Annotated in this window: 25 protein-coding genes and 1 CRISPR repeat array; of the genes, 17 read left to right on the top strand and 8 right to left on the bottom strand. The window is 54.0% G+C overall.

What is annotated here, in order from left to right; translation table 11 throughout:
* Positions 1-207 (top strand): hypothetical protein (locus CNE01S_RS25630; protein ID WP_218009451.1); only part of this gene is annotated, 207 nt, incomplete at its 5' end.
* Between the two features lie 39 nt (positions 208-246).
* A complete protein-coding gene (uspG, locus tag CNE01S_RS09690) occupies positions 247-678 on the top strand; it encodes a universal stress protein UspG (protein WP_045781609.1) in 432 nt (143 codons plus the stop codon).
* A 41-nt stretch (positions 679-719) separates the two neighbouring features.
* On the opposite strand, the gene CNE01S_RS09685 is transcribed toward uspG, so the two are convergent.
* A complete protein-coding gene (locus CNE01S_RS09685; RefSeq protein WP_061275506.1) occupies positions 720-2,105 on the bottom strand; it encodes an amidohydrolase family protein in 1,386 nt (461 codons plus the stop codon).
* Positions 2,106-2,153: 48 nt separating this feature from the next.
* Positions 2,154-2,759, bottom strand: a complete 606-nt coding sequence (locus CNE01S_RS09680; protein WP_061275504.1) for an ankyrin repeat domain-containing protein — start codon at positions 2,757-2,759, stop codon at positions 2,154-2,156.
* Between the two features lie 179 nt (positions 2,760-2,938).
* Between CNE01S_RS09680 and CNE01S_RS09675 the strand changes: the two genes are divergently transcribed.
* From CNE01S_RS09675 to CNE01S_RS09600, 15 genes are all read left to right on the top strand, one after another.
* Positions 2,939-3,868 carry a LysR substrate-binding domain-containing protein gene (locus tag CNE01S_RS09675; protein ID WP_061275502.1) on the top strand — a complete coding sequence of 310 codons (930 nt, stop codon included), beginning with the start codon at positions 2,939-2,941 and terminating at the stop codon, positions 3,866-3,868.
* Positions 3,869-3,957: 89 nt separating this feature from the next.
* The gene (locus CNE01S_RS09670) at positions 3,958-4,542 is read left to right on the top strand and encodes a DUF2239 family protein (RefSeq protein WP_061275501.1); all 585 of its coding nucleotides are present in this window, start codon (positions 3,958-3,960) and stop codon (positions 4,540-4,542) included.
* On the top strand, positions 4,535-4,876 hold the full coding sequence (locus CNE01S_RS09665; protein ID WP_061275499.1) for a GIY-YIG nuclease family protein: 342 nt from the start codon (positions 4,535-4,537) through the stop codon (positions 4,874-4,876). The genes CNE01S_RS09670 and CNE01S_RS09665 overlap by 8 nt, the downstream gene beginning before the upstream one ends.
* Positions 4,860-5,738, top strand: a complete 879-nt coding sequence (locus CNE01S_RS09660; protein ID WP_061275497.1) for an alpha/beta fold hydrolase — start codon at positions 4,860-4,862, stop codon at positions 5,736-5,738. Before CNE01S_RS09665 ends, CNE01S_RS09660 begins: the two co-directional genes overlap by 17 nt.
* 187 nt (positions 5,739-5,925) lie before the next feature.
* Positions 5,926-6,648, top strand: coding sequence for a dienelactone hydrolase family protein (locus tag CNE01S_RS09655; protein ID WP_061275495.1), 723 nt, complete (start codon positions 5,926-5,928; stop codon positions 6,646-6,648).
* 108 nt (positions 6,649-6,756) lie between these two features.
* Entirely contained in the window at positions 6,757-7,008 is a 252-nt protein-coding gene (locus CNE01S_RS09650; RefSeq protein WP_038474967.1) for a DUF1158 family protein, read from the top strand.
* 234 nt (positions 7,009-7,242) lie between these two features.
* Positions 7,243-10,290 (top strand): formate dehydrogenase-N subunit alpha, encoded by a 3,048-nt coding sequence (gene fdnG, locus CNE01S_RS09640; RefSeq protein WP_138089285.1) that lies wholly within the window; start codon positions 7,243-7,245, stop codon positions 10,288-10,290.
* Between the two features lie 11 nt (positions 10,291-10,301).
* Positions 10,302-11,186, top strand: a complete 885-nt coding sequence (gene fdxH / locus CNE01S_RS09635; protein WP_061275490.1) for a formate dehydrogenase subunit beta — start codon at positions 10,302-10,304, stop codon at positions 11,184-11,186.
* Positions 11,173-11,829 carry a formate dehydrogenase-N subunit gamma gene (gene fdnI / locus CNE01S_RS09630; RefSeq protein WP_061275519.1) on the top strand — a complete coding sequence of 219 codons (657 nt, stop codon included), beginning with the start codon at positions 11,173-11,175 and terminating at the stop codon, positions 11,827-11,829. The genes fdxH and fdnI overlap by 14 nt, the downstream gene beginning before the upstream one ends.
* A gap of 210 nt (positions 11,830-12,039) precedes the next feature.
* Positions 12,040-12,303 carry a YdgH/BhsA/McbA family protein gene (locus tag CNE01S_RS09625; protein WP_245874311.1) on the top strand — a complete coding sequence of 88 codons (264 nt, stop codon included), beginning with the start codon at positions 12,040-12,042 and terminating at the stop codon, positions 12,301-12,303.
* 32 nt (positions 12,304-12,335) lie between these two features.
* On the top strand, positions 12,336-13,103 hold the full coding sequence (locus CNE01S_RS09620; protein WP_061275488.1) for an alpha/beta fold hydrolase: 768 nt from the start codon (positions 12,336-12,338) through the stop codon (positions 13,101-13,103).
* Positions 13,104-13,192: 89 nt separating this feature from the next.
* Complete coding sequence (locus CNE01S_RS09615; RefSeq protein WP_245874313.1) at positions 13,193-13,462, top strand: BufA1 family periplasmic bufferin-type metallophore; 270 nt, start codon at positions 13,193-13,195, stop codon at positions 13,460-13,462.
* Positions 13,463-13,478: 16 nt separating this feature from the next.
* The gene (bufB, locus tag CNE01S_RS09610; protein WP_174522178.1) at positions 13,479-14,315 is read left to right on the top strand and encodes an MNIO family bufferin maturase; all 837 of its coding nucleotides are present in this window, start codon (positions 13,479-13,481) and stop codon (positions 14,313-14,315) included.
* Positions 14,312-15,058: an HvfC/BufC N-terminal domain-containing protein gene (locus tag CNE01S_RS09605; protein WP_061275486.1), complete on the top strand. Its 747-nt coding sequence runs from the start codon at positions 14,312-14,314 to the stop codon at positions 15,056-15,058. The genes bufB and CNE01S_RS09605 overlap by 4 nt, the downstream gene beginning before the upstream one ends.
* 19 nt (positions 15,059-15,077) lie before the next feature.
* Positions 15,078-15,548: a DoxX family protein gene (locus CNE01S_RS09600; protein WP_072279125.1), complete on the top strand. Its 471-nt coding sequence runs from the start codon at positions 15,078-15,080 to the stop codon at positions 15,546-15,548.
* A gap of 75 nt (positions 15,549-15,623) precedes the next feature.
* Positions 15,624-17,634: a CRISPR direct-repeat array (repeat unit 28 nt; unit sequence TTTCTAAGCTGCCTGTACGGCAGTGAAC).
* A gap of 472 nt (positions 17,635-18,106) precedes the next feature.
* On the opposite strand, the gene CNE01S_RS09595 is transcribed toward CNE01S_RS09600, so the two are convergent.
* The 6 genes from CNE01S_RS09595 to csy1 all read right to left on the bottom strand — a co-directional run bounded on the left by CNE01S_RS09595 (position 18,107) and on the right by csy1 (position 23,904).
* The gene (locus CNE01S_RS09595; protein WP_061275483.1) at positions 18,107-19,414 is read right to left on the bottom strand and encodes a type II toxin-antitoxin system HipA family toxin; all 1,308 of its coding nucleotides are present in this window, start codon (positions 19,412-19,414) and stop codon (positions 18,107-18,109) included.
* Positions 19,411-19,794, bottom strand: coding sequence for a helix-turn-helix domain-containing protein (locus CNE01S_RS09590; protein WP_061275481.1), 384 nt, complete (start codon positions 19,792-19,794; stop codon positions 19,411-19,413). The genes CNE01S_RS09595 and CNE01S_RS09590 overlap by 4 nt, the downstream gene beginning before the upstream one ends.
* 272 nt (positions 19,795-20,066) lie before the next feature.
* A complete protein-coding gene (gene cas6f / locus CNE01S_RS09585) occupies positions 20,067-20,621 on the bottom strand; it encodes a type I-F CRISPR-associated endoribonuclease Cas6/Csy4 (RefSeq protein ID WP_061275479.1) in 555 nt (184 codons plus the stop codon).
* 10 nt (positions 20,622-20,631) lie between these two features.
* A complete protein-coding gene (gene csy3, locus CNE01S_RS09580) occupies positions 20,632-21,627 on the bottom strand; it encodes a type I-F CRISPR-associated protein Csy3 (RefSeq protein ID WP_061275478.1) in 996 nt (331 codons plus the stop codon).
* 11 nt (positions 21,628-21,638) lie between these two features.
* Positions 21,639-22,592: a type I-F CRISPR-associated protein Csy2 gene (gene csy2, locus CNE01S_RS09575; protein WP_061275476.1), complete on the bottom strand. Its 954-nt coding sequence runs from the start codon at positions 22,590-22,592 to the stop codon at positions 21,639-21,641.
* Entirely contained in the window at positions 22,585-23,904 is a 1,320-nt protein-coding gene (csy1, locus tag CNE01S_RS09570) for a type I-F CRISPR-associated protein Csy1 (RefSeq protein WP_061275474.1), read from the bottom strand. The genes csy2 and csy1 overlap by 8 nt, the downstream gene beginning before the upstream one ends.
* Between the last annotated feature and the right edge of the window lie 379 nt (positions 23,905-24,283).

Genomic DNA, 24,283 nt, shown 5'->3' with positions numbered 1-24,283 from the left:
AATGACGGTGATTCTCCCGAGACGTTCACCGGTTCGGTGGTGACATATAAAACAGGATTGGAGGTGAACGGGATACATCCATTCCAGCATAAAGAATCAAATACCCCCTCCCCCATGTCAGGAAAACAAGCAGCTATGTTCTATCCCCATACGGGAGAGAAAAATGCCTTATTTCCCCGTCAGATCACGGTGAAAAAACACCGTTAGTGCCAGAATAAAAGAAACGTAACCAAAAGGAGATTAATGATGTATAAAACCATCTTAATGCCGGTGGATGTTTTTGAAATGGAGCTCACGGATAAAGCCATTCGCCATGCCGAATATCTGGCGAAAGAGTCTGAGGGCACAATCCATCTGCTTTACGTCCTGCCGAAATCCCCGCTGTTTAATACCCACGGTTTTTCCTCTGACATCCGTAAATTCGATGAGTACCTGAAGAAAAACGCCGAAGAAAAGATGGAAGAACTACGCGGGCATTTCTCGCTGCCGAAAGAACGAGTGGTGCTGGAAATTCGCTACGGTTCGGTGCGGGATGAAGTTAACGAGGTCGCGCAGGAAATTCATGCGGATGTGATTATTGTCGGCTCGAAGAATCCGTCTATTTCGACTCACCTGCTGGGCTCTAATGCCTCCAGCATTATTCGCCATGCTCGCTTCCCGGTCTTCGTTGTCAGGTAAAACTAAAAAATAGCCTGCTCTTGCAGGCTATTTAGTTCGAGTTAAATAACGCTTCCCCAGACTAAATTCCCCTGATGGAATGTCGCGGTACGCGGCGAAATACGCGCTACGGCTTCTGCCGAACAGGACGCATCCACCAGCACGAAGCTCGCCTCATCCTGCGCCTTCGGCCATACCTGTTTGCCTTTATCGTCCAGCGGCAAAATATTGCCAGTGGCAATGGCCAGCGAACGCGACAGGCTCAGCTCGCTCGGGCGAACGTAAAGCTGGGCATAAAGATTGGCTTTTTCCAGCATGTCGCCCAGCCCATAAGGCGACCAGTGATCTATCACGCTGTCGGTGCCGGTCATCACCAGCACGCCTTTTTGCTGCAGCTGCTTGAGCGGCATATGTAACGTGCCGATAGGCACGGTGGACGCGATGCTAATCTGCTGAGCCGCCATGCGCGTGGCTATGTCATCCACCTGCTGCGGGGTTAACGTCGCCAGCGCAAAGCCGTGGCTGATGGTCAGTTTGCCCTTAAGCTGCGGTGTTTTCTCCACCGTTTCCACCATGTAATTCACCGCCGCGACGCCCGCCGGGCTGGTTTCATGCAGGTGGATATCAACGCCTTTGTCGTAATCAAGCGCAATCTGGAACATGGTGTCGAGCGACTTCTCCATCGCGCCGTCAACGTTGGTCGGATCCAGCCCGCCGACATAGTGCGCCCCCGCCTGCATCGCCTCCCGCATCAGCGGTTCAGATTTCGACAGCAGCAGGCCGTGCTGTGGGAACGCCACGATTTCGCAGCTCAGCCCGGACTTTCTCTCTGCCAGCACCGCCTGCAGGTTTTCAAGATTTTTCAGCCCGGAAACGGGCTCGATGTTGCAGTGGCTGCGGGCAATGGTTGAACCTTTGGACTGGATAAGATCGATAAGCTTGCCGGCACGTTCGCGGGTGTACGGCTGCAGCTCTGGCAGAATTTTTCGCTCGTAGGCAATCATATCCATGATGGTGGTGCCTTCCGGGCGGTTATGCACCTGCCACGGGCCGCCATAGAACGTTTTGTCCAGGTGGATATGCATATCGCGCATGGCCGGTAGCAGCAGCTTGCCGCCGGCATCGTACGCGTGCAGCGACTCGTCCGGGTGCACTTTATTGACGCTAATTGCCGCAATTTTGCCGTCTTTAATTTCTAACGTATGCAGTTCGGTGCGTGTGCTGACCGCGGTTTCGCCCTCGTAGTTAAACCCGGTTTCCAGCAGCACGTTGTCCAGATAATAGTGTTTCTCGCTGATGGTCCTCATCTGGCTGCTACCCTCCCTAACATTGGCAGGTGTTTTCGCGGCCCACGCTGCGGTTCCGGTTGCCCCAAACAGCGCACAGGCGGCGGCGACCTTGCCGCCTCCGCTGATAAACTCACGACGGCTTTTTTCAATTTCAGTCATTTTTATTTTTCTACCCAGAGAGATTAATAGAAGTGAGGTTGGCCGCGGCTATGCGCCCGCGTCTTTCAATAATTGAGCAATTTCGCGGTAGCCTTTTTCCTCGGCCAGCACCAGCGGCGTTTTGCCGTACTTATCCGTCATGTGCGGATTAGCGCCGTTTTCCAGCAGCAGAGAAACGATCTCCTGCTGTTTTTTGCCGCCGTCGTTCAGCACGATGGCCTCAAGCAGCGGCGTCCAGCCGAGGAAGTTGGTGTGGTTGACGTTGATCTCGGTGTGCGCCAGCAGCTCACGCACAATCTCAACGTGGCCTTTTTCACTGGCAGGCGTAATGCCTACGCCGCCAAAACGGGTTAAGCGAGTCAGGTCAGGCCTGGCGGGTAACAGCAGGCGCAACAGTTTAAGATCGTTATTCAGGCAGCTAATCAGTAAGGGATTAAAACAGGTTTCATCCTGCCGATTAATGTCCGCGCCTGCGCCAATCAACAGCGTCACGCAGTCATACTTTTTGTTCAGACTGGCGAGAGTAATCGCCGTTCTTCCCTCACGGTTGGTCACGTTAATGTCCACGCCACGTTCCAGACATGCTTTCAGCGTTGTGGCTTCCCCTTTCAAGGCCGCCGTCAGAAACTCGGTAACCAGCTCTTTTTCAGACATTGTGTTCTCCTGTCGTTCGCGGTTATTCCTGAAATCCGAGAATAACAACCCCCCAGGGTGAAGAACATCCGCTTAAAAAAGATTCATCGCTGATGCCGCTATTGTTGAATGTGTTTTAATAATCCTTTTCAAAATGTGTCAAACTCCCCCGCATCACGCGTCATCGAAGGGAGCACGGAATGAACTCCATCTTTACCGAAGAGAACCTGCAGGCTTTTACCTGTGCTGCCCGCTACGGCAACTTCAGCCGTGCAGCCGAAGAGTTGGGGGTGACCACCTCTGCTATCAGCTACACAATAAAACGCATGGAGACCTGGCTCGGTACGCCACTGTTTATCCGTAATACCCGCAGCATCGAGCTGACCGAATCCGGGATCTATCTCTACCGGAAAGCCAACGACTTATTGAATGATTTTCAAGGGATCCGGCTGGGCATTGAGACCATTTCGCAGGGTATCGAAGCCAAAGTCAGGATTTGCATTAACCATCTGCTGTACACGCCACGCCACACGGCCAGGCTGCTGAATATATTGAAAAAACAGTTCCCCGGCTGCCAAGTAGCTATCACCACCGAGGTGTACAACGGCGTCTGGGACGCGATGCTCAACAATCAGGTGAATATTGCTATTGGCGCGCCGGATGCGCTGCTGGGCGGGGGTGGCATTGACTACACGGAAATTGGCGTAATCCACTGGGCGTTCGCCGTAGCGCCAGATCACCCTCTCGCCACGGCACAAGAACCCATCCCCGAAAGCCAGCTCAGGCTGTACCCAAATATCATGGTGGAAGACACTGCCTCCACCATTAATAAAAAGGTGGGCTGGCTACTGCACGGTCAGGATACCGTGGTTGTACCGGACTTCCCGACCAAATGTCAGTGCCAGATTTTGGGCGAAGGCATCGGTTTTTTGCCAGATTACATGGCGCGTAGCGAGGTAGAAAACGGCCTGCTGACAATCCGCCAGGTACATAACCCACGCCAGCACTCCCGTATGTTGCTTGCCACACAGCACGCGGCGACAGGCCAGGTGACCCGCTGGATCAAACAGCAATTTCGCCCCGGCGGCGTTCTCGCAGAGCTGTATCAGGATTTGATGCACCAGGCCTGACCTCCCCCATCTATTTTATCCGGGTATAATTGACAAAATCGATCCACCCCGATAGGCTGCAATTTTTACCCGGATAAAATAGGTCCCCCATGTCTTCTGTCACCCTTACCGCCTTTATGCAGGGGCAGCAGATTGCCCAAGGCAACCTGAGCGAACTGTTACGGCAAATAAAGGCCACGCCAATCGGCAACGAGCCGGTGTTTATCTTCGATGATCAGACCGGCAAACGGCTGGATATCTACGTACACGGAGATGAAGCCAGCGCCATTGCGGCTTACCCGGAGCTGGCCACACCGCAAACCGAAGCGCCTGCGGCGATTAAATCTCGCGGCAGACCAAAACTTGGCGTATCGGCGAAGGAAGTCACCCTGCTGCCGCGCCACTGGGAGTGGCTGGCCACACAGCCCGGCGGCGCTTCCGCGACGTTACGTCGGCTGATTGAACAGGCGAAAAAAGCCAGTGAACCGGCAGACAACAAACGCCGCAGGCACGAAAGCGCCTACCAGTTTATGCACGAACTGGCGGGAGACCTGCCGGAATATGAAACCTGCCTGCGCGCGCTGTTTGCCGATGACGAAACGGCTTTTAGCGCCGCGATGGAAGGCTGGCCGCAGGATATTCGCCGATATGCCGCACAGCTGGCATTCGGTAAACAGGAGCCAAAAAATGACTGAAGCGATCAATAAAAAAGACCTGAAGCAGAGCTATAAAGACAGCCCGACTACGGCCGGCGTTTACCTGATCGCCAATACGCAAACCGGCCACAAGCTGCTGGCCAGCGCCGCAAACGCTCAGGGCGTGTTAAACCGCCATCTGTTTGAACTGAAGTTCGGGCAGCACCGCAATAAGGTGCTGCAGCAAGCCTGGAACCAATACGGCGAGCCCGCTTTCGAGTTCACCCTGCTCGAAAAGGTAAAGCCGGATGAGCAAAACGTTAAAGCCGCGCTGGAGAAGCTACTGGAAACCTGGCAGCAAAAACTGAGGATCGCCCATGAACACTGCTACTAACCTGCCGGTCTCGCTCTACTTCGACGCCTTCGGTGAAAAACAAAACCCGGCCATAGTGCTGCTGCCGGGGCTGGGAAGCCAGAGCATCAGTTGGTCTCAGCGTTTCTGCCAGCGACTGGCCGACGGCGGGTTCTACATTTTACGGGTCGATAATCGCGACTGCGGGCTGTCTCCCACGTTGAACCACGCGGGCGTGCCCGACCTGCAAGTGCTCTCCCAGGGCCAAAGCATCCCCATCGCCTATACGCTGCGGGAGATGGCGGCAGACGTTGCCCTCACGCTGGACAACGCCGGTATTCCGGCGGCGCACATTGTTGGCCGCTCTATGGGCGGCATGATCGCCCAACTGTTTGCCGCACAATATCCGCAAAAAACGCTGTCTCTGTGCGCCATCATGTCCAGCACTGGCAATCCTCAGCTTCCACCTCCGGCCCCGGATGTGATGGCAATGCTACTCGGGCCCAGGCCGGACCCGTATTCACATCAAAGCGCCTGGCTTGAGCAGCAGCTCGCATTCTTCCGGCGTATTGCCTCCACGCACGTCCCGTTTGACGAGCAGTATTACACGGCGCTGTTAATAACCTCGCTGGCGCGCGCCAGTTCGATGCCCGGCATGCTGCGCCAGATTGCGGCGATGGCCGCCACCGGCGATCTTCGCAGTGAGATAAAACGGATTGCGGCCCCTACGCTGGCGATCCACGGCACGCACGATCCGCTTTTCCCCGTAGAAGCCGGGCAGGATATCAGCAACACGATTCACGGTGCCAGGCTAGAGCTCATTGAAGGCATGGGCCATGAAATCCCTCCGGCGTTGGAAGCAGAAGTCACTGAGCTTTTGTTAGCACATTTTAATAATCGCTAAGCGCGTAAAAAAACAAATTACAATTATTCACAGAAAGTATTTAGCGCTAACAAATAAACGCTTTTTAAATGAGATAAAATAGCAATTCATGCGCTTGTAAATTTAATAAATTGCCAATCTGTTATCAATATGAAATTAATTAGCGTTCACCTGCAGACCAATAAATTTTATTTAGGGGTTAATTCTGATGTCAGAAATTATTTCAACACCCATTACTTATCAAGTCGAGAATCAAACCTTTGAAGGCGCACTGGTCTACCAGGAAAACCAAAGCGCTGCGCGACCAGGCGTCCTGATCGCCCCCAACTGGATGGGCGTGAGCGCCGGTGCGGTTGAACAGGCTAAAGGGATCGCCGCACAGGGCTACGTAGTGCTGGTTGCCGATCTTTACGGCCAGGGCAAGCGCCCGACGAACGCCGATGAAGCCGGGGCGCTGATGATGGGCGTGAAAGATACCCCGGCAGAAGTCGGCCGCATGCAGGCCGCGCTGGACACGCTCGCCACGCAGAAAACGGCTGCCGTCGACGGCAGCAAACTGGCCGTCGCAGGCTTCTGTTTCGGCGGGCACTGTGCGCTTGAGCTGGCAAGAAGCGGCGCGGATATTAAAGCGGCGGTTTCTTTCCACGGCACGCTGGATACCCTGAAAACCCACGCAGCGGGTGAGATCAAAGCTTCTATTCTGGTGCTGGACGGCGCGGAAGATCCGCTCGTGCCGCGCGAGCAGCTCGCCGGGTTCGCCAGCGAGATGAACGCTGCATCGGTAGACTGGCAGTTGATGAGCTACGCCGGGGCCGTTCACTCGTTCACCGATCCGGACGCGAACGTTGAAGGCGTGGCGAAATACCACCCGGAAGTGGCAAAACGCGCTTTCACCCAGATGTACACGCTGCTACACAACGTTTTTAACTGATGCTCTCGGCCTCTGTTCTCAGGGGCCGCCTTTTACCCTTTCTCAAATGGTTTACACCCGGGTACATTTTCCCGGACAATAGCCTTTTAACCTCAGGCTAACAACGTCATGAACCATCCACACCAAGCGCTGTTAAGCGCGGGCGGCATTTTGCTGCTGGCCTTTCTGTCATGCCTGCTGCTCCCGGCACCGGCGTTAACGTTGACGCTGGCACAAAAGCTCATCGACACGTTCCACCTCGTCGATCTCAGCCAGCTTTACGTGATCCTGTTTTGCATCTGGTTCCTGGTTTTGGGTACCGTTGAGTATTACCTGCTGCGTTTTATCTGGCGCCGTTGGTTCTCGATTACCCGCATCTGACTCAATGCCTTCAGCGTGCCGTTTCCTCGCTAAACGGCACCGCACCTGCACGCATCGTTTTACTCCCCTTTTATCTTCCTCTGGCACACACCGGTATTATTCTCATCAAATAACCACTAACACCAAAGGGGTAATCCTCTACCCAATGTTTATCGAATTGATTTCACGCAATATCTGAATAGCTGTAGCTGTTATTTTCGCCCGCACTAAAAACGTCGTAACAATGAGGTGACGATGAACGTCAGTCGCAGGAAGTTTTTCAAAATCTGCGCCGGCGGAATGGCAGGTACAACGGCGGCGGTGCTGGGCTTTGCCCCAAAAGCCGCACTGGCGGAAACGCGCAACTACAAGCTGCTGCGCGCAAAAGAGACTCGCAATAGCTGTACTTACTGTTCTGTTGGCTGTGGTTTATTGATGTATAGCCTCGGAGATGGCTCGAAAAACGCCAAATCCAGCATTTTCCATATCGAAGGGGACCCGGATCATCCGGTCAACCGCGGCGCGCTGTGCCCGAAAGGCGCAGGACTGCTCGACTACATTCACAGCGATAATCGCCTGCGCTACCCGGAATACCGCGCGCCAGGATCAGACAAATGGCAGCGAATCAGTTGGGAAGAGGCTTTCTCCCGCATTGCGCGTCTGATGAAAGACGACCGCGATGCCAATTTCATCGAGAAAAATGAGCAGGACGTGACGGTTAACCGCTGGCTTTCCACCGGCATGCTGTGCGCCTCGGCGGCCAGCAACGAAACCGGCATGTTAACCCAGAAGTTTGCCCGCTCGCTGGGCATGCTGGCGGTAGATAACCAGGCGCGCGTCTGACACGGACCAACGGTAGCAAGTCTTGCTCCAACATTTGGTCGCGGTGCGATGACCAACCACTGGGTTGATATCAAAAACGCCAACGTGGTGATGGTGATGGGCGGCAACGCCGCTGAAGCCCACCCGGTCGGTTTCCGCTGGGCGATGGAAGCCAAAAACAACAACGATGCCACGCTGATTGTGGTCGACCCGCGCTTTACCCGCACCGCTTCGGTGGCGGATATCTACGCGCCAATCCGCTCCGGCACCGACATTACCTTCCTGTCGGGCGTGATTCTGTACCTGATTTCCAACAACAAAATCAACGCCGAGTACGTCAAACACTACACCAATGCGGCCCTGCTGGTGCGTGAGGACTTTAGCTTCGACGACGGCCTGTTCAGCGGCTACGACGAAGAAAAGCGCCAGTACGACAAAACCAGCTGGAACTACCAGTTCGACGAAAACGGCTTTGCGAAACGTGACGACACGCTGACCGACCCACGCTGCGTGTGGAACCTGCTCAAAGAGCACGTTTCCCGCTACACGCCAGACGTCGTCGAGGATATTTGCGGCACGCCGCAGGCAGACTTCCTGAAAGTCTGCGAAGTGCTGGCCTCAACCAGCGCGGTCGACCGCACCACCACGTTCCTTTACGCGCTGGGCTGGACTCAGCACACCGTGGGCGCGCAGAACATCCGCACCATGGCGATGATCCAGCTACTTCTGGGCAACATGGGCATGGCGGGCGGTGGCGTCAACGCGCTGCGTGGTCACTCCAACATTCAGGGTCTGACCGACCTCGGCCTGCTGTCCACCAGCCTGCCGGGATACCTGTCTTTGCCATCCGATAAGCAAACCACGCTCGAAGGCTACCTCACCGCCAACACGGCAAAAGCCACGCTGCCGGGCCAGGTGAACTACTGGGGTAACTATCCGAAGTTCTTCGTCAGCCTGATGAAAGCGTTCTATGGCGACGAAGCGCAGAAGGAAAACGGCTGGGGCTTTGACTGGCTGCCGAAGTGGGATCAGGCCTACGACGTGCTGAAGTACTTCGACATGATGGATCGCAATCTCGTGACCGGCTACCTGTGTCAGGGCTTTAACCCCGTCGCCTCGTTCCCGGATAAAAACAAGGTTGTCGCCAGCCTGAGCAAGCTGAAGTACATGGTGGTTATCGACCCGCTGGTGACGGAAACCTCCAACTTCTGGCAGAACCACGGCGAGATGAACGACGTCGACCCGACGAAGATCCAGACCGAAGTGTTCCGCCTGCCGTCCACCTGTTTTGCGGAAGAAGACGGCTCCATAGCAAACTCCGGCCGCTGGCTGCAGTGGCACTGGAAAGGCGCGGATGCACCGGGCGAAGCGCTTAACGACGGCGAAATTCTTGCCGGGCTTTACCACCGCCTGCGCCAGATGTACCAGGCCGAAGGCGGCAAAGGCATGGAGCCGCTGATGAAAATGCGCTGGGACTACCACCAGCCGGATCATCCTGAGTCTGAAGAGATCGCCAAAGAGAGCAACGGCTACGCGCTGGAAGATCTGTTTGACGGCAACGGCAACCTGCTGGCGAAAAAAGGCCAACTGCTGGACTCCTTCGTGCTGCTGCGTGACGACGGCTCTACCGCCTCCGGCTGCTGGATTTACGCCGGGAGCTGGACCAGCAAAGGCAACCAGATGGCGAACCGCGATAACGCGGATCCGTCCGGGCTGGGCAATACGCTGGGCTGGGCGTGGGCGTGGCCGATGAACCGCCGCGTGCTGTATAACCGCGCCTCCGCAGACCTGCAGGGCAAACCGTGGGATGCCAAACGCATGCTGATTCAGTGGAACGGCACTAAATGGGTCGGGAACGATATTCCGGACTTCAGCACCGCCGCCCCGGACAGCGGCGTGGGGCCGTTCATCATGCAGCAGGAAGGCCTTGGGCGCCTGTTTGCGCTCGACAAGCTTGCCGAAGGACCGTTCCCGGAGCACTACGAGCCGTTCGAAACGCCGCTGGGCACCAACCCGCTGCACCCGAACGTGGTTTCCAACCCGGCGGCACGCCTGTACGAAGCGGACGCGAAGCGCATGGGCCGCAGGCAACAGTTCCCGTATGTCGGCACCACTTATCGCCTGACCGAGCACTTCCACACCTGGACCAAGCACGCGCGGCTTAACGCCATCGTGCAGCCGGAGCAGTTCGTTGAAATCAGCGAAGGGCTGGCGAAGGCCAAAGGCATTGCGCACGGCGACCGGGTGAAAGTCAGCAGCAAGCGCGGCTTTATTAAAGCCGTGGCCGTGGTGACGCCGCGCCTGCAAACCCTGCGGGCGGGCGGCCAGGAAATCGAAACCGTCGGTATTCCGCTGCACTGGGGCTTTGAAGGGGTGGCACGCAAGGGCTATCTCGCCAACACCCTGACGCCGTCGATAGGCGACGCCAACTCGCAAACGCCGGAGTACAAGGCGTTTCTGGTCAACATTGAGAAGGCGTAAGGGAGAAAACAATGTCCATGCAATCTCAGGATATTATCAAACGCTCGGCGACCAACGGCTTCACGCCGCCGCCGCGGGCGCGTGACTTCAAGGAAGAAGTCACCAAGTTCATCGATGTCACAAGCTGTATCGGCTGCAAGGCCTGCCAGGTTGCCTGCTCGGAGTGGAATGACATCCGCGACGAAGTCGGCCACTGCGTGGGGGTGTACGATAACCCCGCCGACCTGAGCGCCAAGTCCTGGACGCTGATGCGTTTTTCAGAAACCCGTGAAAACGGCAAGCTGGAATGGCTGATCCGCAAAGATGGCTGTATGCACTGCGAGGATCCGGGCTGCCTCAAGGCCTGCCCGTCCGCCGGGGCGATTATTCAGTACGCCAACGGCATCGTAGACTTCCAGTCCGAGCACTGCATCGGCTGCGGCTATTGCATCGCGGGCTGCCCGTTCAACGTGCCTCGCCTGAACAAAGACGATAACCGCGTTTATAAATGCACCCTGTGCGTTGACCGCGTGAGCGTCGGCCAGGAGCCTGCCTGCGTGAAAACCTGCCCAACCGGCGCGATTCGCTTTGGCACCCGCAAAGAGATGCTGGAAATGGCAGACCAGCGCGTTGAGAAGCTGAAAAAACGCGGCTTTGAACATGCGGGCGTTTATAACCCGCAGGGCGTTGGCGGCACGCACGTGGTTTACGTGCTGCACCATGCCGACAGGCCTGAGCTGTACCACAACCTGCCGAAAGAGCCGAAGATTGATACCCCAATCAACCTGTGGAAAGGCATTCTGAAACCGCTGTCGGCGGCGGGTTTTGTCGCCACCTTCGGCGCATTGATTTTCCACTATATCGGCATTGGCCCGAACGAAGAGGTGGACGAAGACGAGGAGGATAAGCATGAGTAAGATGATTGTCAGAACGAAATTCATCGACCGTGCCTGCCACTGGACGGTGGTGATCTGCTTCTTCCTCGTGTCGCTGTCCGGCATCGCGCTGTTCTTCCCGACGCTGCAATGGCTGACGGAAACCTTCGGCACGCCGCAGATGGGGCGCATTTTGCATCCGTTCTTCGGCGTGGCTATTTTTGTGGCGCTGATGTTTATGTTCGTGCGCTTCGTGCATCACAACATTCCCGATAAGCAGGATCTCCCCTGGCTAAAAGGCATTGTTGAGGTGCTGAAAGGCAACGAGCATAAAGTGGCAGACGTGGGCAAGTACAACGCCGGGCAGAAGATGATGTTCTGGAGCATTATGAGCATGATTTTCGTGCTGCTGGTGACCGGGATTATTATCTGGCGGCCCTGGTTTGCGCACTACTTCCCGATGTGGATGATTCGCTACAGCCTGCTGATCCACGCTGCTGCTGCCATTATTTTGATCCACGCCATCCTGATCCATATGTATATGGCGTTTTGGGTGAAAGGCTCGGTTAAAGGCATGATCGTCGGCAAAGTCAGCCGCCGCTGGGCCAAGAAGCACCACCCACGCTGGTATCGCGCTATCGAGGCCGAAGAGGCCAAAAAAGAGAATCGCGAAGGCTTGAAGTAACCGCTCGCTCCCCCTCTTCCGCCCAGGAAGAGGGGGTCATCCTACGAAACGCAAAAGAATTGTGTTGTTTTGTATCCACACCGCGTTCAGCTAAACAACAAAACAAATTCCCCGCCACCTGACACAGCCCACATACAAACCAGGCGTTAAATAAGCGCATCCGCCACCGACAAGGCGGCAACGTGTTCAACGACCTGATATGTGAGGCTTATGATGAAACTGTTCCGCAACGTTATTCTCCCACTCGTGCTTGCCGCTGCTGTCGCACCCTCTTTTGCTGCCAAAGAAGTTCATAGCGCCCAGGGCCTGGTAAAAATTGGCACCGTTACCGAAAGCGAGAGCACCACGCTGTCTCTCGACCAGCTCAATGAAAAACTGGCTCAGAAAGCCGAGAAAGCCGGGGCCAGCGCCTGGCGAGTGGTCTCCGCTGGCGGCAACAACAGCTACTTCGGCAGCGCCGATATTTACCGCTGATTTATTCCCTCCTCCTAAAACAGGAAAATAAAATGAAACCCACGCGTAAAACGCTGCTGGCGCTGGCTGCGGCTGGCCTGATGACCGGATTTGCCGCCCAGGCGGAAACGCAGCACACCATCGTGTTAGTGCACGGCGCCTTCGCCGATGCCACCGGCAGCTGGGAGCAGGTGATCCCCGTGCTGCAAACGCGCCACTACGAAATCATCACCGCGCAAATCCCGCTCACGTCGCTGAAAGATGACGTAGCGGCAACCAAACGCGCCATCGCCCGCGCCAAAGGCGACGTTATTTTGGTCGGCCATTCATGGGGCGGCACGGTCATTACCGAGGCGGGCAACGACCCGAAAGTGAAAGGGCTGGTGTACATCAACGCCTTTGCGCCGTCGCCAGGCCAGTCAACGGCGGATCTGGCTAACAGCTTCCCTGCACCACCGGGCAGCGCAAAAATCATCAAGGGTGCGGACGGCTTCCTGAGTCTCGATCCGCAGGCCGTCGCCACCGATTTTGCCCAGGATGCGACGCCTGAGGCGCAGAACATTATTGGCATCACGCAGATGCCGATCGCCGCCGCAAGCTTTACCGAAAAAGTGACCACCGCCGCCTGGCAGCAAAAACCGAGCTGGTTCCTGGTCGGCAGCAACGACCGGATGATTAACCCGGACCTGGAACGAGCGATGGCGAAGAAAATTCACGCTCACGTCACGGAGCTACCGGTCAGCCACGTGCCGATGCTTTACGACCCGAGAAATGTCGCCCGCACGATATTTAAAGCCGTGAATATTACTTCGGGAAATTAACACGCCTTGTTCAATAAGGAGGAAATAACGCTCTCAATAAATAGCCGATTATTTACCGCCCCTAAATTCATTTTAACGATCTGGAGAACATGATGAACCGTATTGCTATGTCCGCTATTGCCCTGTCTTTGGTTTCTTTCAGCGCGGCTTCCTTTGCCGCCGAATTAACCGGGCCAAACCTTGAGCGCTGTTTTGGTATTGCCAAGGCCGCAGACAACGACTGCAAGGCCGGTGCGGGCACCACCTGCGCAGGGACCTCTAAAGTCGATTACCAAAAAAATGCCTACAAAATGGTACCGGCGGGCACCTGCACATCGATCCAAACGCCAAATGGCCACGGCTCGCTGACCGAAGGTTAATAAAAGGGCCACTCCCATGACGATGACACATCCTTTAGGCGCCGGATTAGGCCTTAAGCCCGAGCATTACGCCGACGCCTGGGCCAGTCCATCAACCCTCTGGTTCGAGGTTCACAGTGAAAATTATCTCATGGCGGGTGGCCCGCGCAGAGATTGGCTGGCGGCTATCCGCCAGCAGCATCAGATATCCCTGCACGGCGTTTCGCTTTCGTTGGCTGCAGACGAACCGCCGGACGCTCAATTGCTCGCGCAGCTAAGAGCGTTAGTGGCTGACATCAAACCGGCGCTTGTTTCCGAGCATCTCGCCTGGTCGCGCTGGAACGGGGTTTATTACCCCGACCTGCTGCCAGTGCCAAGGACGACAAGGTTGATGCACCGCGTTATCGACAATATTCAGCGCACGCAGGACGCGCTGGGCTGCCAAATATCGCTGGAAAACCCTACACATTATTTGCAGATGCCGGAACATGAGTGGGACGAGATTGAGTTTCTCGACGAAGTCAGCCGCCAGAGCGGATGCGGGCTGCTGCTCGACCTGAATAACGTCTGGCTCAGCGCCCACAATCTCGGCTTTGAGGCTGCAGCTTGGCTGAGCCGTTTCCCGGTCGAACGCGTCACCGAGATCCACCTGGCGGGCTTTAGCCCCGACGAAGGCGGTAGCCATTTGCTGATTGATAGCCACGATCGGTCGGTTTCCGAAGAAGTCTGGTTACTTTATGCGCATCTGATCCAGCGCGCGGGAGCGAAACCCACGCTTATCGAACGGGATGACAACCTGCCGTCGTTTGATGAGCTGTTGGCCGAACAGCAGCGCGCGCAGCACATCCTCGACACGCTGGGAGCCACTGCATGAGTAACTCCTTAAGCCGCTTCCACGAGGCATTTATTGGCCTGCTGTATGGCGAAGCACGGCCTGAACTTAGCCATTTCCAGACGCAATCCGGACTTGCCGTTTACCGTAACGGCGTGATCAAAGCCTGCGTTGACGCTCTGGAGGCGAACTTCCCCAGCGTTTCGCGGCTTACCGGCAGCGACTTTTTCCGTGAAATGGCGCGCGGCTATGCGCTTGAGCGGCCTCCACACGGAAGCGAACTGGTTCGCTACGGCGACGCCTTCCCTCTCTTCATTAGCGCTTACCCTCCGGCCAGAGAACTGCCGTATTTAAGCGCGGTGGCGGAGCTGGACAAACTGTGGCTAGAGGTGTTTTGCGCCCCGCCCTCGGCTCCGCTGGATGTCCATGCGCTGACCAATACCACGGCGGACGCGTTGAGCACCACATCATTACGGCTGAGGGACAGCGTTCGTTGGTACTGGCACCCCACGCTGCCGGTGTTCACGCTCTGGGCATTCAACCGTGAGCAAGCAGCTGCGCCGGAGACGATTCACTGGCAGGGCGAAGGCACTTTGCTGGTTCGCCGTCAGCAGCGCATTTTTGCCGAGCCCTTAAGCCAGGGCGGAGCCGTTTTTCTGACCGCCTGCCGCCAGGGAGCAACCCTTGACCAGGCCAGCGAACAGGCGCTGGTTGCCGAGCCAACCCTCGCCCTCGGCCCTTTTTTCAGCAACCTGCTCAGCAGCGGCGTGTTCGCCGCATCTTAATCACACTTTTTGAGGTTAAATGATGAAAGTATCTGAACAAAAAACGACGGAACAAGGCGCGAGAGCGCTGTGGAATAGACTCTGGGGTAGGATCCAGAGAAGTATTGGTGACAATTTGCTGCTGTTGATAGCCCGCATGGGCATTGCCGCCGTGTTCTTCCTGTCTGGCCGCACCAAAGTGACCGGATTTATGACGCTGAAACCGTCCACCTACGAGCTGTTCCGCACCGAATACGCGCTGCCGCTTATCCCCTATAACATCGCCGCGCACCTCGCCACATTCGCCGAACACACCTTCCCTGTTCTGCTGGTGCTGGGTCTGTTTTCACGCTTCGCCGCCACGGGGTTGCTGTTTATGACCCTGGTGATTGAGATTTTTGTCTACCCGGATGCATGGCCAACGCACCTGATTTGGGGCGGATTGCTGCTGCTAGTCCTCGCCCGTGGAGCAGGCCGCTGGTCGCTGGACAGGGTTCTGGGGCTGGCGTGAGGGAATGCAGGCGAGACACTTAATTTTATCGTACCTCGCCTGCTGCCTGTGCGGCAGTGAACTGTATCGAAACAGTTTCTAAGCTGCCTGTACGGCAGTGAACGCATGATTATTTCCCGATAGCAATATATTTTCTTTTCTAAGCTGCCTGTACGGCAGTGAACCCGGGCAGGCTACCGCCGCCGCGCTGCCGACCTTTCTAAGCTGCCTGTACGGCAGTGAACGCCCGCTGGCGACCTGGGGGATCACAAATGGTTTTCTAAGCTGCCTGTACGGCAGTGAACCGCGTGGAACTGGCGCAACCGCTGGCGGACGTTTTCTAAGCTGCCTGTACGGCAGTGAACCAACTCCTAAGCAGCCCCGGCCTTCTCTTCATTTCTAAGCTGCCTGTACGGCAGTGAACTGGTTAAAGCGATTGATGTTGAAAGCCTGCGTTTTCTAAGCTGCCTGTACGGCAGTGAACAAATCACGGCGCAGGATCTGGCCAAAGTCAGCTTTCTAAGCTGCCTGTACGGCAGTGAACGCCGGTATTTGTTACGGATTGAACAACAACATTTTCTAAGCTGCCTGTACGGCAGTGAACGATGCCGATGGTAACAAGATGCCGATTTCACATTTCTAAGCTGCCTGTACGGCAGTGAACTTCCCCGATCGCTTCACAGATGAATCTCACCATTTCTAAGCTGCCTGTACGGCAGTGAACAACAGCATCAACGTGCTTAATGGCGTAGCGGATTTCTAAGCTGCCTGTACGGCAGTGAACAACCGTAACGATTTCTCCGTCGTAACTGGCGATTTCTAAGCTGCCTGTACGGCAGTGAACATTGCAGAATTTTTGGATCCGTGGGTAGCAGAGTTTCTAAGCTGCCTGTACGGCAGTGAACACTGGCTCAAAGACAACCGACGATCTGGTGATTTTCTAAGCTGCCTGTACGGCAGTGAACATAACACCAGCAGTGATTAGCCAGTCTTTAGATTTCTAAGCTGCCTGTACGGCAGTGAACTTCAGCACAACGTTCATGGTGCGGGATATACGTTTCTAAGCTGCCTGTACGGCAGTGAACATATGGCTCAAGGTACACTTACGCTGACGAATTTTCTAAGCTGCCTGTACGGCAGTGAACATTCTCGGTGTGCCGGGGCTCGATACAAAAGATTTCTAAGCTGCCTGTACGGCAGTGAACACCGCATAGCCGCCTTTAGTGATCGCCCATCCTTTCTAAGCTGCCTGTACGGCAGTGAACATGCGCGTCTACAAGGACGGCGGTCAGGTTCTTTTCTAAGCTGCCTGTACGGCAGTGAACTTCAGCTTCATCGGACGGAATAACTACGTTGTTTTCTAAGCTGCCTGTACGGCAGTGAACCGACGGTCAGAGATACCGTGTTATCTGTGTTCTTTCTAAGCTGCCTGTACGGCAGTGAACACTAACTGACTTCCTCAAGGGCTCATATCAAATTTCTAAGCTGCCTGTACGGCAGTGAACTCATCAAGCACATCAACAATATTTTTAATGATTTTCTAAGCTGCCTGTACGGCAGTGAACATCAATTCCTGCCCGGTACCGCCAGAGACGTATTTCTAAGCTGCCTGTACGGCAGTGAACCAGTTATTCCCTGACTCTTAGCGTCATCTGTATTTCTAAGCTGCCTGTACGGCAGTGAACTGGGCGCTTCCTGTGGTCTTGCCGGATGGATGTTTCTAAGCTGCCTGTACGGCAGTGAACAGAGGTAGCGAAGATTTCGTTCGCAGACTTCATTTCTAAGCTGCCTGTACGGCAGTGAACATGCCGACCCGCAGCCTTCTCTGGCACCTAGCGTTTCTAAGCTGCCTGTACGGCAGTGAACGTAAGAGCATTATCTTCCGCCGTGTACCAGGCATTTCTAAGCTGCCTGTACGGCAGTGAACAAGGTGTCGAGCCACTTAAAGTCGCCGGTGATTTTCTAAGCTGCCTGTACGGCAGTGAACAGAGAAGCGCATCGAAGAGCTTGAGTCACAAATTTCTAAGCTGCCTGTACGGCAGTGAACATGGCCTTAATATCCATGCCGCATCAATTCTGTTTCTAAGCTGCCTGTACGGCAGTGAACAAGAGCTTTTCACAGCTAACCCTTTGTTGCAAGAAACAAAACCGCCTCTTTTTGACTTCACACCCTTTTTTAGGTGCAACGGCACAGAATCTATAAATCAATAGGTTACGAGCTGAGATAAAAATAGGGTTTGCGAACGTTCGGCTTTTAGCATCGATGGTTATTCAGCTGTAATCCGTGCTTCAAACCCATTTTTTGGATGACGAACAGGCAGGGGCAACGAACAGGCTTGGAAAAATCAGACGGCAAGATCCCTGGTTTTATGGTCGCTCATAACCTATGCGGCGGTGAAATCTCCTAAGAATGCTCATCGCGACTACTTCAACTCTGCCTGTGCGACAGTAAACAAGAGCATTTCACAGCGAATGCTTTAACATTTGAGTTCTGGCATTTAATGCATTACCACTACGCAACAACCCGCATCGAATACGATACAAAAATGGCATTTTAAGCATATCTTGCATCGTAAACATTACCATTTAAGACGAAGTGAGTTCCATACTTCATCACGCAAAGTCTCAGGAACCCCTTCGGATTCAGCTAACTCACGCCACTGAGACACGACAGCGATTGTTTCTTCAATGATACTTCTGGCTTTGGAAGGACGAAGACCAGTGATATTTTTAGCCACAGACAACATGTCATCTATATGAAAATTATCACGTTTCCCGGCTATTGATAATTGATGGGTATTCACCCACGGAGAATTTTCTTTGTAGCTCCATGCAACATCAAAAGCGGGAGCTAACGTCCATTTAAAATCATCATTAACCATGAAGGACCAGTTTTTTGTATGGTCATCATGGTTTCGCGCAATGACATTGAAGACCATTCGCCGGTAAAGTTGCTCCTGCTCTTTATAAGAAAGCTCTAGTTGTCGCGCAACGGACAGCATTTCTTCATAGCTGTATATTCCAGGTTTCCTGAAATCAGCATGGGCTATTCCGCACAAACTAAGCACATGATATTTTTGGCCACCAAACCGATCGAACCTCTCAGTCATGAAGTGAGCTCTGTTACTCTGTTTTTCCCTCAGTAATTCGCAATGCGACATTTTTATGCCAGCCTGAGTGGCCATCAGGTAGTAAACATACTCCATCACACCATATCCTCTGGGATCACCAAAGGTTTGCGTATCAGACCTGTGTTCAACCACACCATCAAACTTCAGCAGATAATGCTGAAACCCCTCCGGAGCCTCAACCTGACCAGAGCGAATCTCAGTTCTACTTTCATTTATTGCCACCACGGCTTTTGCCCTTGCACCACCTGCAGAGGTACCAATCTGGAGCAGCTTAGCCATGGAAGATTCTTCACGATCGGTTAATTGAAGTTCATCTCGCGCGTCCAGTACTTTTTGGGCGATGCTTATAAGTTCGGTGATCAATACGGGTTCACTTTGAACATCTTGAGGGCCAGTTGTTGGCTGGTACTCTAACGCCCCCATTCCACGAGTGCCCGTGTATAACAACCGATCTATTGCTTGAAACTGTGATTTATCCATACCTTCAGCGGCCAACCAGGCATTGATCAAGGCATTACCAAAATCATCAGGTAAAGAGTCTGCAAATACAGCAGGTAAACCACGATACGTGTCCCACGAAAGTGCAGGAAAGGTGAAAGTGGCATCGCTCAAGGGCATGTATAACGGCGACAGGCTAAATCCATCTTTTTGCCATTCTTTGGTGTATTCAAACGTAGCCATCCCGCTATCATCGGTGTATGCCAGATACCCTATAAGAATTCCATCGAACAGAACCTCACAAGAATTCGCTATCATTCCGTAACCTTATTTTTTTTACGATTAGCAAGCATATCTTTCACTGAACGATATTCCGTCTTTGCGCCAGAAGTCTTAAGAATAGACTGCCGGTGATTTCTTTTTCTGCCCGTTTTGGCCTTGATTATTTCAGAGGGGCGCACAGTAGGAGCCGGGACCAGAGCCTCCAAACTCTCAAGTAGATTGAGTTCACGCAGCACACCGATAAACGTTCCAAGACTACAGGTTCCTCTTTTAAGCCTTGCATAGGTCGGCCTGCTAATACCAAGGTTCTCTACCAAAGCATCTTGAGACAACCCTTTTGCTTTCCTTAGGCCTTCGAGACGTTCATAAAGTTCTTTAGCTATCGCTAAATCAGACATGGTAATAGTGATTTTCATTTAAGCCCCCAGTAACCTATACGTTACATAATAGGGCTTAAAATCAAAAATTGTAATGAATACGATGCAAATAAAACACATGAGCACTCACGATGTTCCCCTACATTCAAAGGGTGAACATTGCTACGCTTTACTACACAACGATCTACGGCGGTTTCTAAACTATCCTCACAGCAGTGAATGAAATAAAGAGCTCCTCATTCAAATCCAAACTGCGTTAACTATTAATACTCTGAAGAAAAAACCGGGCGGTTTCCCGCCCGGATTGCAGATTAAAACCAGGGAATGGTCGCTTTGGCACTTAAACCGTAGAGGCTAAATTTGCCCTCTACCGGAGAGGGCAATAGCTCCCCGTGCAGGATGAATAACCGAAATGCCTGCTTAGAGGATAAACTCTTCATCTGTATAAAAGGCAGATCGGAGCTTTGATCCTGCTGATTTAAAATACGCATCTGTGCTTCTTCCTCGGTGATCCACCCCTTGCGAACGGAGCGGCGCAGCAGCCTGTCTGCGCTGCTTTTGACCTGCACACGGGAAACGCATCGCCAGCCCTTAACTTCCGGAACGGCTTGCACGCCTGAGCTGAAGCAATAGTCGTTCAGGCCTGCGCGCCAGCCAGTTGCCTCCAGAGCCTCAAGTGCCGCGCGTTCACCGTGCAAACGCAGCACCTCGCCCGGCGTTTTGCTGTGCCCAGGAAAACTAACGCCGATGTCACCTGTTTCGCGAGCCGCAAGCGCCCGATGCAGTTTGGCGAATAAGGCTGAGAGCAGCATCGTTGACTTAAACTCTGGGTCCGGAAGAACCCGGATATCCTGATAGCTGTCCATAGGCCCGCCCTTAGTCTGCTTTCTCGCCGAATACGCCACCACGGATAAGCACGGCCATCACAAAGTGCTGCTGTTCAACCGACGGCTTGTCACCTTTTGTCACCCAGTTATCGAGCAGAGTGTAGAAGTCCATTTTCTCTTTTGGCTGACGGCAGGCCACACCACGGCTGGTGACTGAGCCGTACGGTTCTACCGCAATAGCGCCGAGCGCTTCTACCTGCGGGTGCCAGGTATCAATAGTTCTGAGCGCGTTGCCCACCTTTTGGGAGTGCAGAGCCGCGACGCCGTCCACCTGATACAGCACTTTGCTCTTGCTGCTGTTGCTATCCAGCACCAGTTCCTGAGAAGGGAACACTTCTTGCCCCTGCCCCAGGCGGACATAGGCTTCAACATTCAGCAGCACAAAGCTTTCACCCTTCAGGCCGAGTTCGATTTCTGCCGCCAGCGCGTTCAGCGATTCGTCCTTGTTGCCAAAGTCACGCAGCGAGTAATCATGGGCGTTAAATTCCCAGGTTTTACTCCCTTTAACGACCACTCTCACCTGCTCTGCACCCACACGGTTACGCCACAGGAAACGGCCATTGGCCAGGTTTGAGGCGTAACGCAGCGCCAGTTCAGCAAAACCGTTTTCCGCGATATAGCCATTGATCACGTCTTCAAGCTCAGCCTGATAAGCGCGATCGTTACAAACCGACGGCGTGGCCAGGTTGCCCAAAATGCGGAGGCTGAAGGCCATTTTTAAGGTATCGGCATCCGCAGGTAATGCAGACACATCCACACGCTGCAGGTTGGCTTTCTGGATTTCGGCGTCCAGCTTTGCAGGATCGCTGGCTACCGCATTTTTTAAGCGGTTGGAGATGGTGCCCCGCACGGCTTTCTCCTGAACTTTTACCGGCTGCCAGCTGTTACCCTGCCAGCTGCCAGCAAATAACAGTGCGTCAGAGTTCGCCAGTTTGCGCTCAAAGGCCAGTACAGAAGCCGTTTTAATCGTCGTATTTTTCGCCATGATATAGTCCCTTAAATGTCATCAAAAATAATAGGTTCATCTGCTTCCAGCTCTGCATCGGTGTCCAGATCATCATCTTCTTGAACGAGCGGGCCGCAGCAGTAGTAGCCGGTTTCCGTGGTGCGATAGCGCCAGAATGCGTCTTCAGGCGTCGCAATCCTGTGCATACCACGCCATTCCCCCACGCCGTAAACCGCTTCGGCAAAGCAGAACGGCGACTCGGCATCACGCACATTGGCGACTGTACCGGCGTCATAAAGAGGAGATATTCGCTGCCAGCCGGTCATCAGCGGAACCAGGTAGCCACCCGCCCCTGGTTTTGGCTGGTATTGCCAGTTTCCTGATTCGTCAGATTTCATTTTGAGCGCCGCGAAATCGAGCCAGGCATCAAGCTTGTCCGCGTCTGGCTGCTGCTGTTGCAGCTGCTGGAAGTGAGCCTCCAGCAAGGACGAGCGGTCGAGAAGAGCAAAGCCCGGCATCAGGCTATAGCGAACCTCTCGCCATATGTCCTTAGCAGCAGTCAGCGCATGAACGCGGACGTTACGCATCCCCGTGATGGATCCACCGGCCAGCTTTTGCGTCTGGCACAGCGTTTCGATGTGCTCTTCCAAAGCCCGGAATCCCGCATCGCCGTTGGCAATCTCGCCGTGGCATTCCAACAGCAGAGAGACCGTCATGTGCATACGGCCTTCTTCATTAAAAGCGGCCGTTTTTCCTTCGCGAGTCAGCGGGTTACGGGTCAGCGCAAACTGGTAGTCGCGCCCGGAGGTATGGGCATGAACCTGATGGCTGTGGCAAACCACGCCGCACCCGCTCAGCGTTAACCCATGGCTGGCCTCAAGCTTTCTGGAAAGCGCATGCGTGTAACCAAGAAAGTGAGTTATTGCCGGAAAGCCCCAGGTCAGCCCCGCAATGGCGTTGGCATTTTCAACCTTCAGGCGATGTAAAACGATAAGCTTACTCATGGCGATATCTCCTGAAAGCGCGTTCCATCTCGCGCAGGCGCTGGCGGAACAGCGGTTTTGTTCGCCACTCTTTTTGCTCTGTCAGCTCAGCGCCTATCCCTCCGGCCTTAAGATTTCCGTTCAGCCAGCGGGCAAAATCATTCGCCACATCCATCTGCCAGTCACCCTTCTCGCGCGTGGCACGGAAAGCTTCGTCGGTAACAGCCCGATAAGGATCGAGCCACAGCCGCTGATGTTCAGATAATTTACATTCTGAGTCCTGAGTCCAACCCGCCCACTCTTCACGCTGAATACCTGCGGCAATATTGAAGAGCAGATCGATAATCTCATCGATGTAGCGGTCGCGCTGCCGACGAATGCGAACGTTTTTTGTTTCTCCGGTGCTCGCCAACAGATGAATCAGCTGTCGACGGGCATGCCTTGTCACACGTTCAAAGGCACCGGGAGCAAAGATGGTGATCATGCCAAGCGGCTTTTTATCCTGAACTTCCCAGGCGGGGGGCTGGGCAGGAAGCAGCAATGTACGCCCACCTCGAACACTGTTTAATAAAGAAATATTTTGCGGCTTTGTACCGCCAAAATTGACCACGGCAGTGTTGGGAAACATCACCAGAGTTTCCGGATGCCACTCATTTTTACCGCGCGCCTTCCAGGCGGCTTTCGCCTCTTCGCTAAAGCGGTGAGCAACCATTTTTTGGTGCATGGCCTGAGCCAGAGAGCTGGAAAACAGCGGGCTCAACAGGTGGTAGCCACCGGCGACGGGGAAATATATCTGCTTCGCCAGTTTGTGGGAAACGGGATCTTTTATCGTCAGCGCTCGCGAAAAGCCTTCCAGCCACTCGGCAAGCTGCTGTGGACTTTCAGCCAGCGCCGCCAGCGGTGAGTCATCGTTGCGCTTCAGGCAGGCCAGCAGAGAATCGCCGTCCACTTCGGTTTGCAGCAACTTCGCTATATCCAGCGCCGCAGCATTGCCCACTGCATCAGCCGCAGGGTTATTCAACGTTGAAGTTGAAAGGTAACCTTCTACAGCACCGGTTTCGGTAAAAATACTGCTGCTTTTGGAATCACCGTGGGTGAATTTAGCGGCGTGCGTGACTAGGCTGATTTGCCCCGCCCGCTTTGCCGCATCCGTTAGCCAGTTACCGGGCGCATAGCGTAACTCAAGCTCGCGGCGCTCCTGCAATATTTCACTTTCTAGCGCGCTATCTGCCGCCAGGCGCTTAGCGGCATCTTTGTTGAAGGCATCGAGTTTGGTTTGCCGTCGTCCTGCGATGTATTCAACAACAAATGCACTTATCCGTGTAGACATCATCATCCCTCCGGTTACGATAAAATCACCTTAAATGCAAACTTATTAATGAGTTAACAACCTTTACTCCAGGGCCATTAAAGTTCTGGCTAATAGCGACGGACTCAGGTCGAGGCAGCATCGCTGTAGTCATAAATAGTAAAAAAGCACATGAAAGAATCCTAAAATCTCTCATCTCAGTATCCAGGTTTGTTTACATATGCCAGAGAATGCGCGTAAAATTAATTCACGTCAACAAAAAATTACAAGTCATACTGATTATATATAGGATTAAAATCCAATCTTGTTATATTTGACTAACCCCCTTAAACTTCAGCAACTGCCGTACAGGCAGCTTAGAAATATATATAACCCGTGTGGCTTGTAGCTAGTTAACTGCCGT

The organism is Cedecea neteri NBRC 105707 = ATCC 33855 (assembly GCF_001571265.1).
GTDB classification, from domain to species: domain Bacteria; phylum Pseudomonadota; class Gammaproteobacteria; order Enterobacterales; family Enterobacteriaceae; genus Cedecea; species Cedecea neteri.
The sequence above is the reverse complement of the archived record's forward strand: the minus strand, read 5'-3'. Positions and strand labels throughout refer to the sequence as shown.

Coding starts and splice junctions, on each gene's coding strand:
- CNE01S_RS09590 (WP_061275481.1), bottom strand. CDS start 19,794: ATGAAAATCACTATTACCATGTCTGATTTAGCGATAGCTAAAGAACTT.
- uspG (WP_045781609.1), top strand. CDS start 247: ATGTATAAAACCATCTTAATGCCGGTGGATGTTTTTGAAATGGAGCTC.
- CNE01S_RS09615 (WP_245874313.1), top strand. CDS start 13,193: ATGATGAACCGTATTGCTATGTCCGCTATTGCCCTGTCTTTGGTTTCT.
- CNE01S_RS09600 (WP_072279125.1), top strand. CDS start 15,078: ATGATGAAAGTATCTGAACAAAAAACGACGGAACAAGGCGCGAGAGCG.
- csy2 (WP_061275476.1), bottom strand. CDS start 22,592: ATGAGTAAGCTTATCGTTTTACATCGCCTGAAGGTTGAAAATGCCAAC.
- csy1 (WP_061275474.1), bottom strand. CDS start 23,904: ATGATGTCTACACGGATAAGTGCATTTGTTGTTGAATACATCGCAGGA.
- CNE01S_RS09655 (WP_061275495.1), top strand. CDS start 5,926: ATGTCAGAAATTATTTCAACACCCATTACTTATCAAGTCGAGAATCAA.
- CNE01S_RS09605 (WP_061275486.1), top strand. CDS start 14,312: ATGAGTAACTCCTTAAGCCGCTTCCACGAGGCATTTATTGGCCTGCTG.
- CNE01S_RS09650 (WP_038474967.1), top strand. CDS start 6,757: ATGAACCATCCACACCAAGCGCTGTTAAGCGCGGGCGGCATTTTGCTG.
- CNE01S_RS09685 (WP_061275506.1), bottom strand. CDS start 2,105: ATGACTGAAATTGAAAAAAGCCGTCGTGAGTTTATCAGCGGAGGCGGC.
- bufB (WP_174522178.1), top strand. CDS start 13,479: ATGACGATGACACATCCTTTAGGCGCCGGATTAGGCCTTAAGCCCGAG.
- CNE01S_RS09620 (WP_061275488.1), top strand. CDS start 12,336: ATGAAACCCACGCGTAAAACGCTGCTGGCGCTGGCTGCGGCTGGCCTG.
- CNE01S_RS09625 (WP_245874311.1), top strand. CDS start 12,040: ATGATGAAACTGTTCCGCAACGTTATTCTCCCACTCGTGCTTGCCGCT.
- fdxH (WP_061275490.1), top strand. CDS start 10,302: ATGTCCATGCAATCTCAGGATATTATCAAACGCTCGGCGACCAACGGC.
- CNE01S_RS09595 (WP_061275483.1), bottom strand. CDS start 19,414: ATGATAGCGAATTCTTGTGAGGTTCTGTTCGATGGAATTCTTATAGGG.
- CNE01S_RS09675 (WP_061275502.1), top strand. CDS start 2,939: ATGAACTCCATCTTTACCGAAGAGAACCTGCAGGCTTTTACCTGTGCT.
- CNE01S_RS09680 (WP_061275504.1), bottom strand. CDS start 2,759: ATGTCTGAAAAAGAGCTGGTTACCGAGTTTCTGACGGCGGCCTTGAAA.
- CNE01S_RS09665 (WP_061275499.1), top strand. CDS start 4,535: ATGACTGAAGCGATCAATAAAAAAGACCTGAAGCAGAGCTATAAAGAC.
- csy3 (WP_061275478.1), bottom strand. CDS start 21,627: ATGGCGAAAAATACGACGATTAAAACGGCTTCTGTACTGGCCTTTGAG.
- CNE01S_RS09670 (WP_061275501.1), top strand. CDS start 3,958: ATGTCTTCTGTCACCCTTACCGCCTTTATGCAGGGGCAGCAGATTGCC.
- CNE01S_RS09660 (WP_061275497.1), top strand. CDS start 4,860: ATGAACACTGCTACTAACCTGCCGGTCTCGCTCTACTTCGACGCCTTC.
- cas6f (WP_061275479.1), bottom strand. CDS start 20,621: ATGGACAGCTATCAGGATATCCGGGTTCTTCCGGACCCAGAGTTTAAG.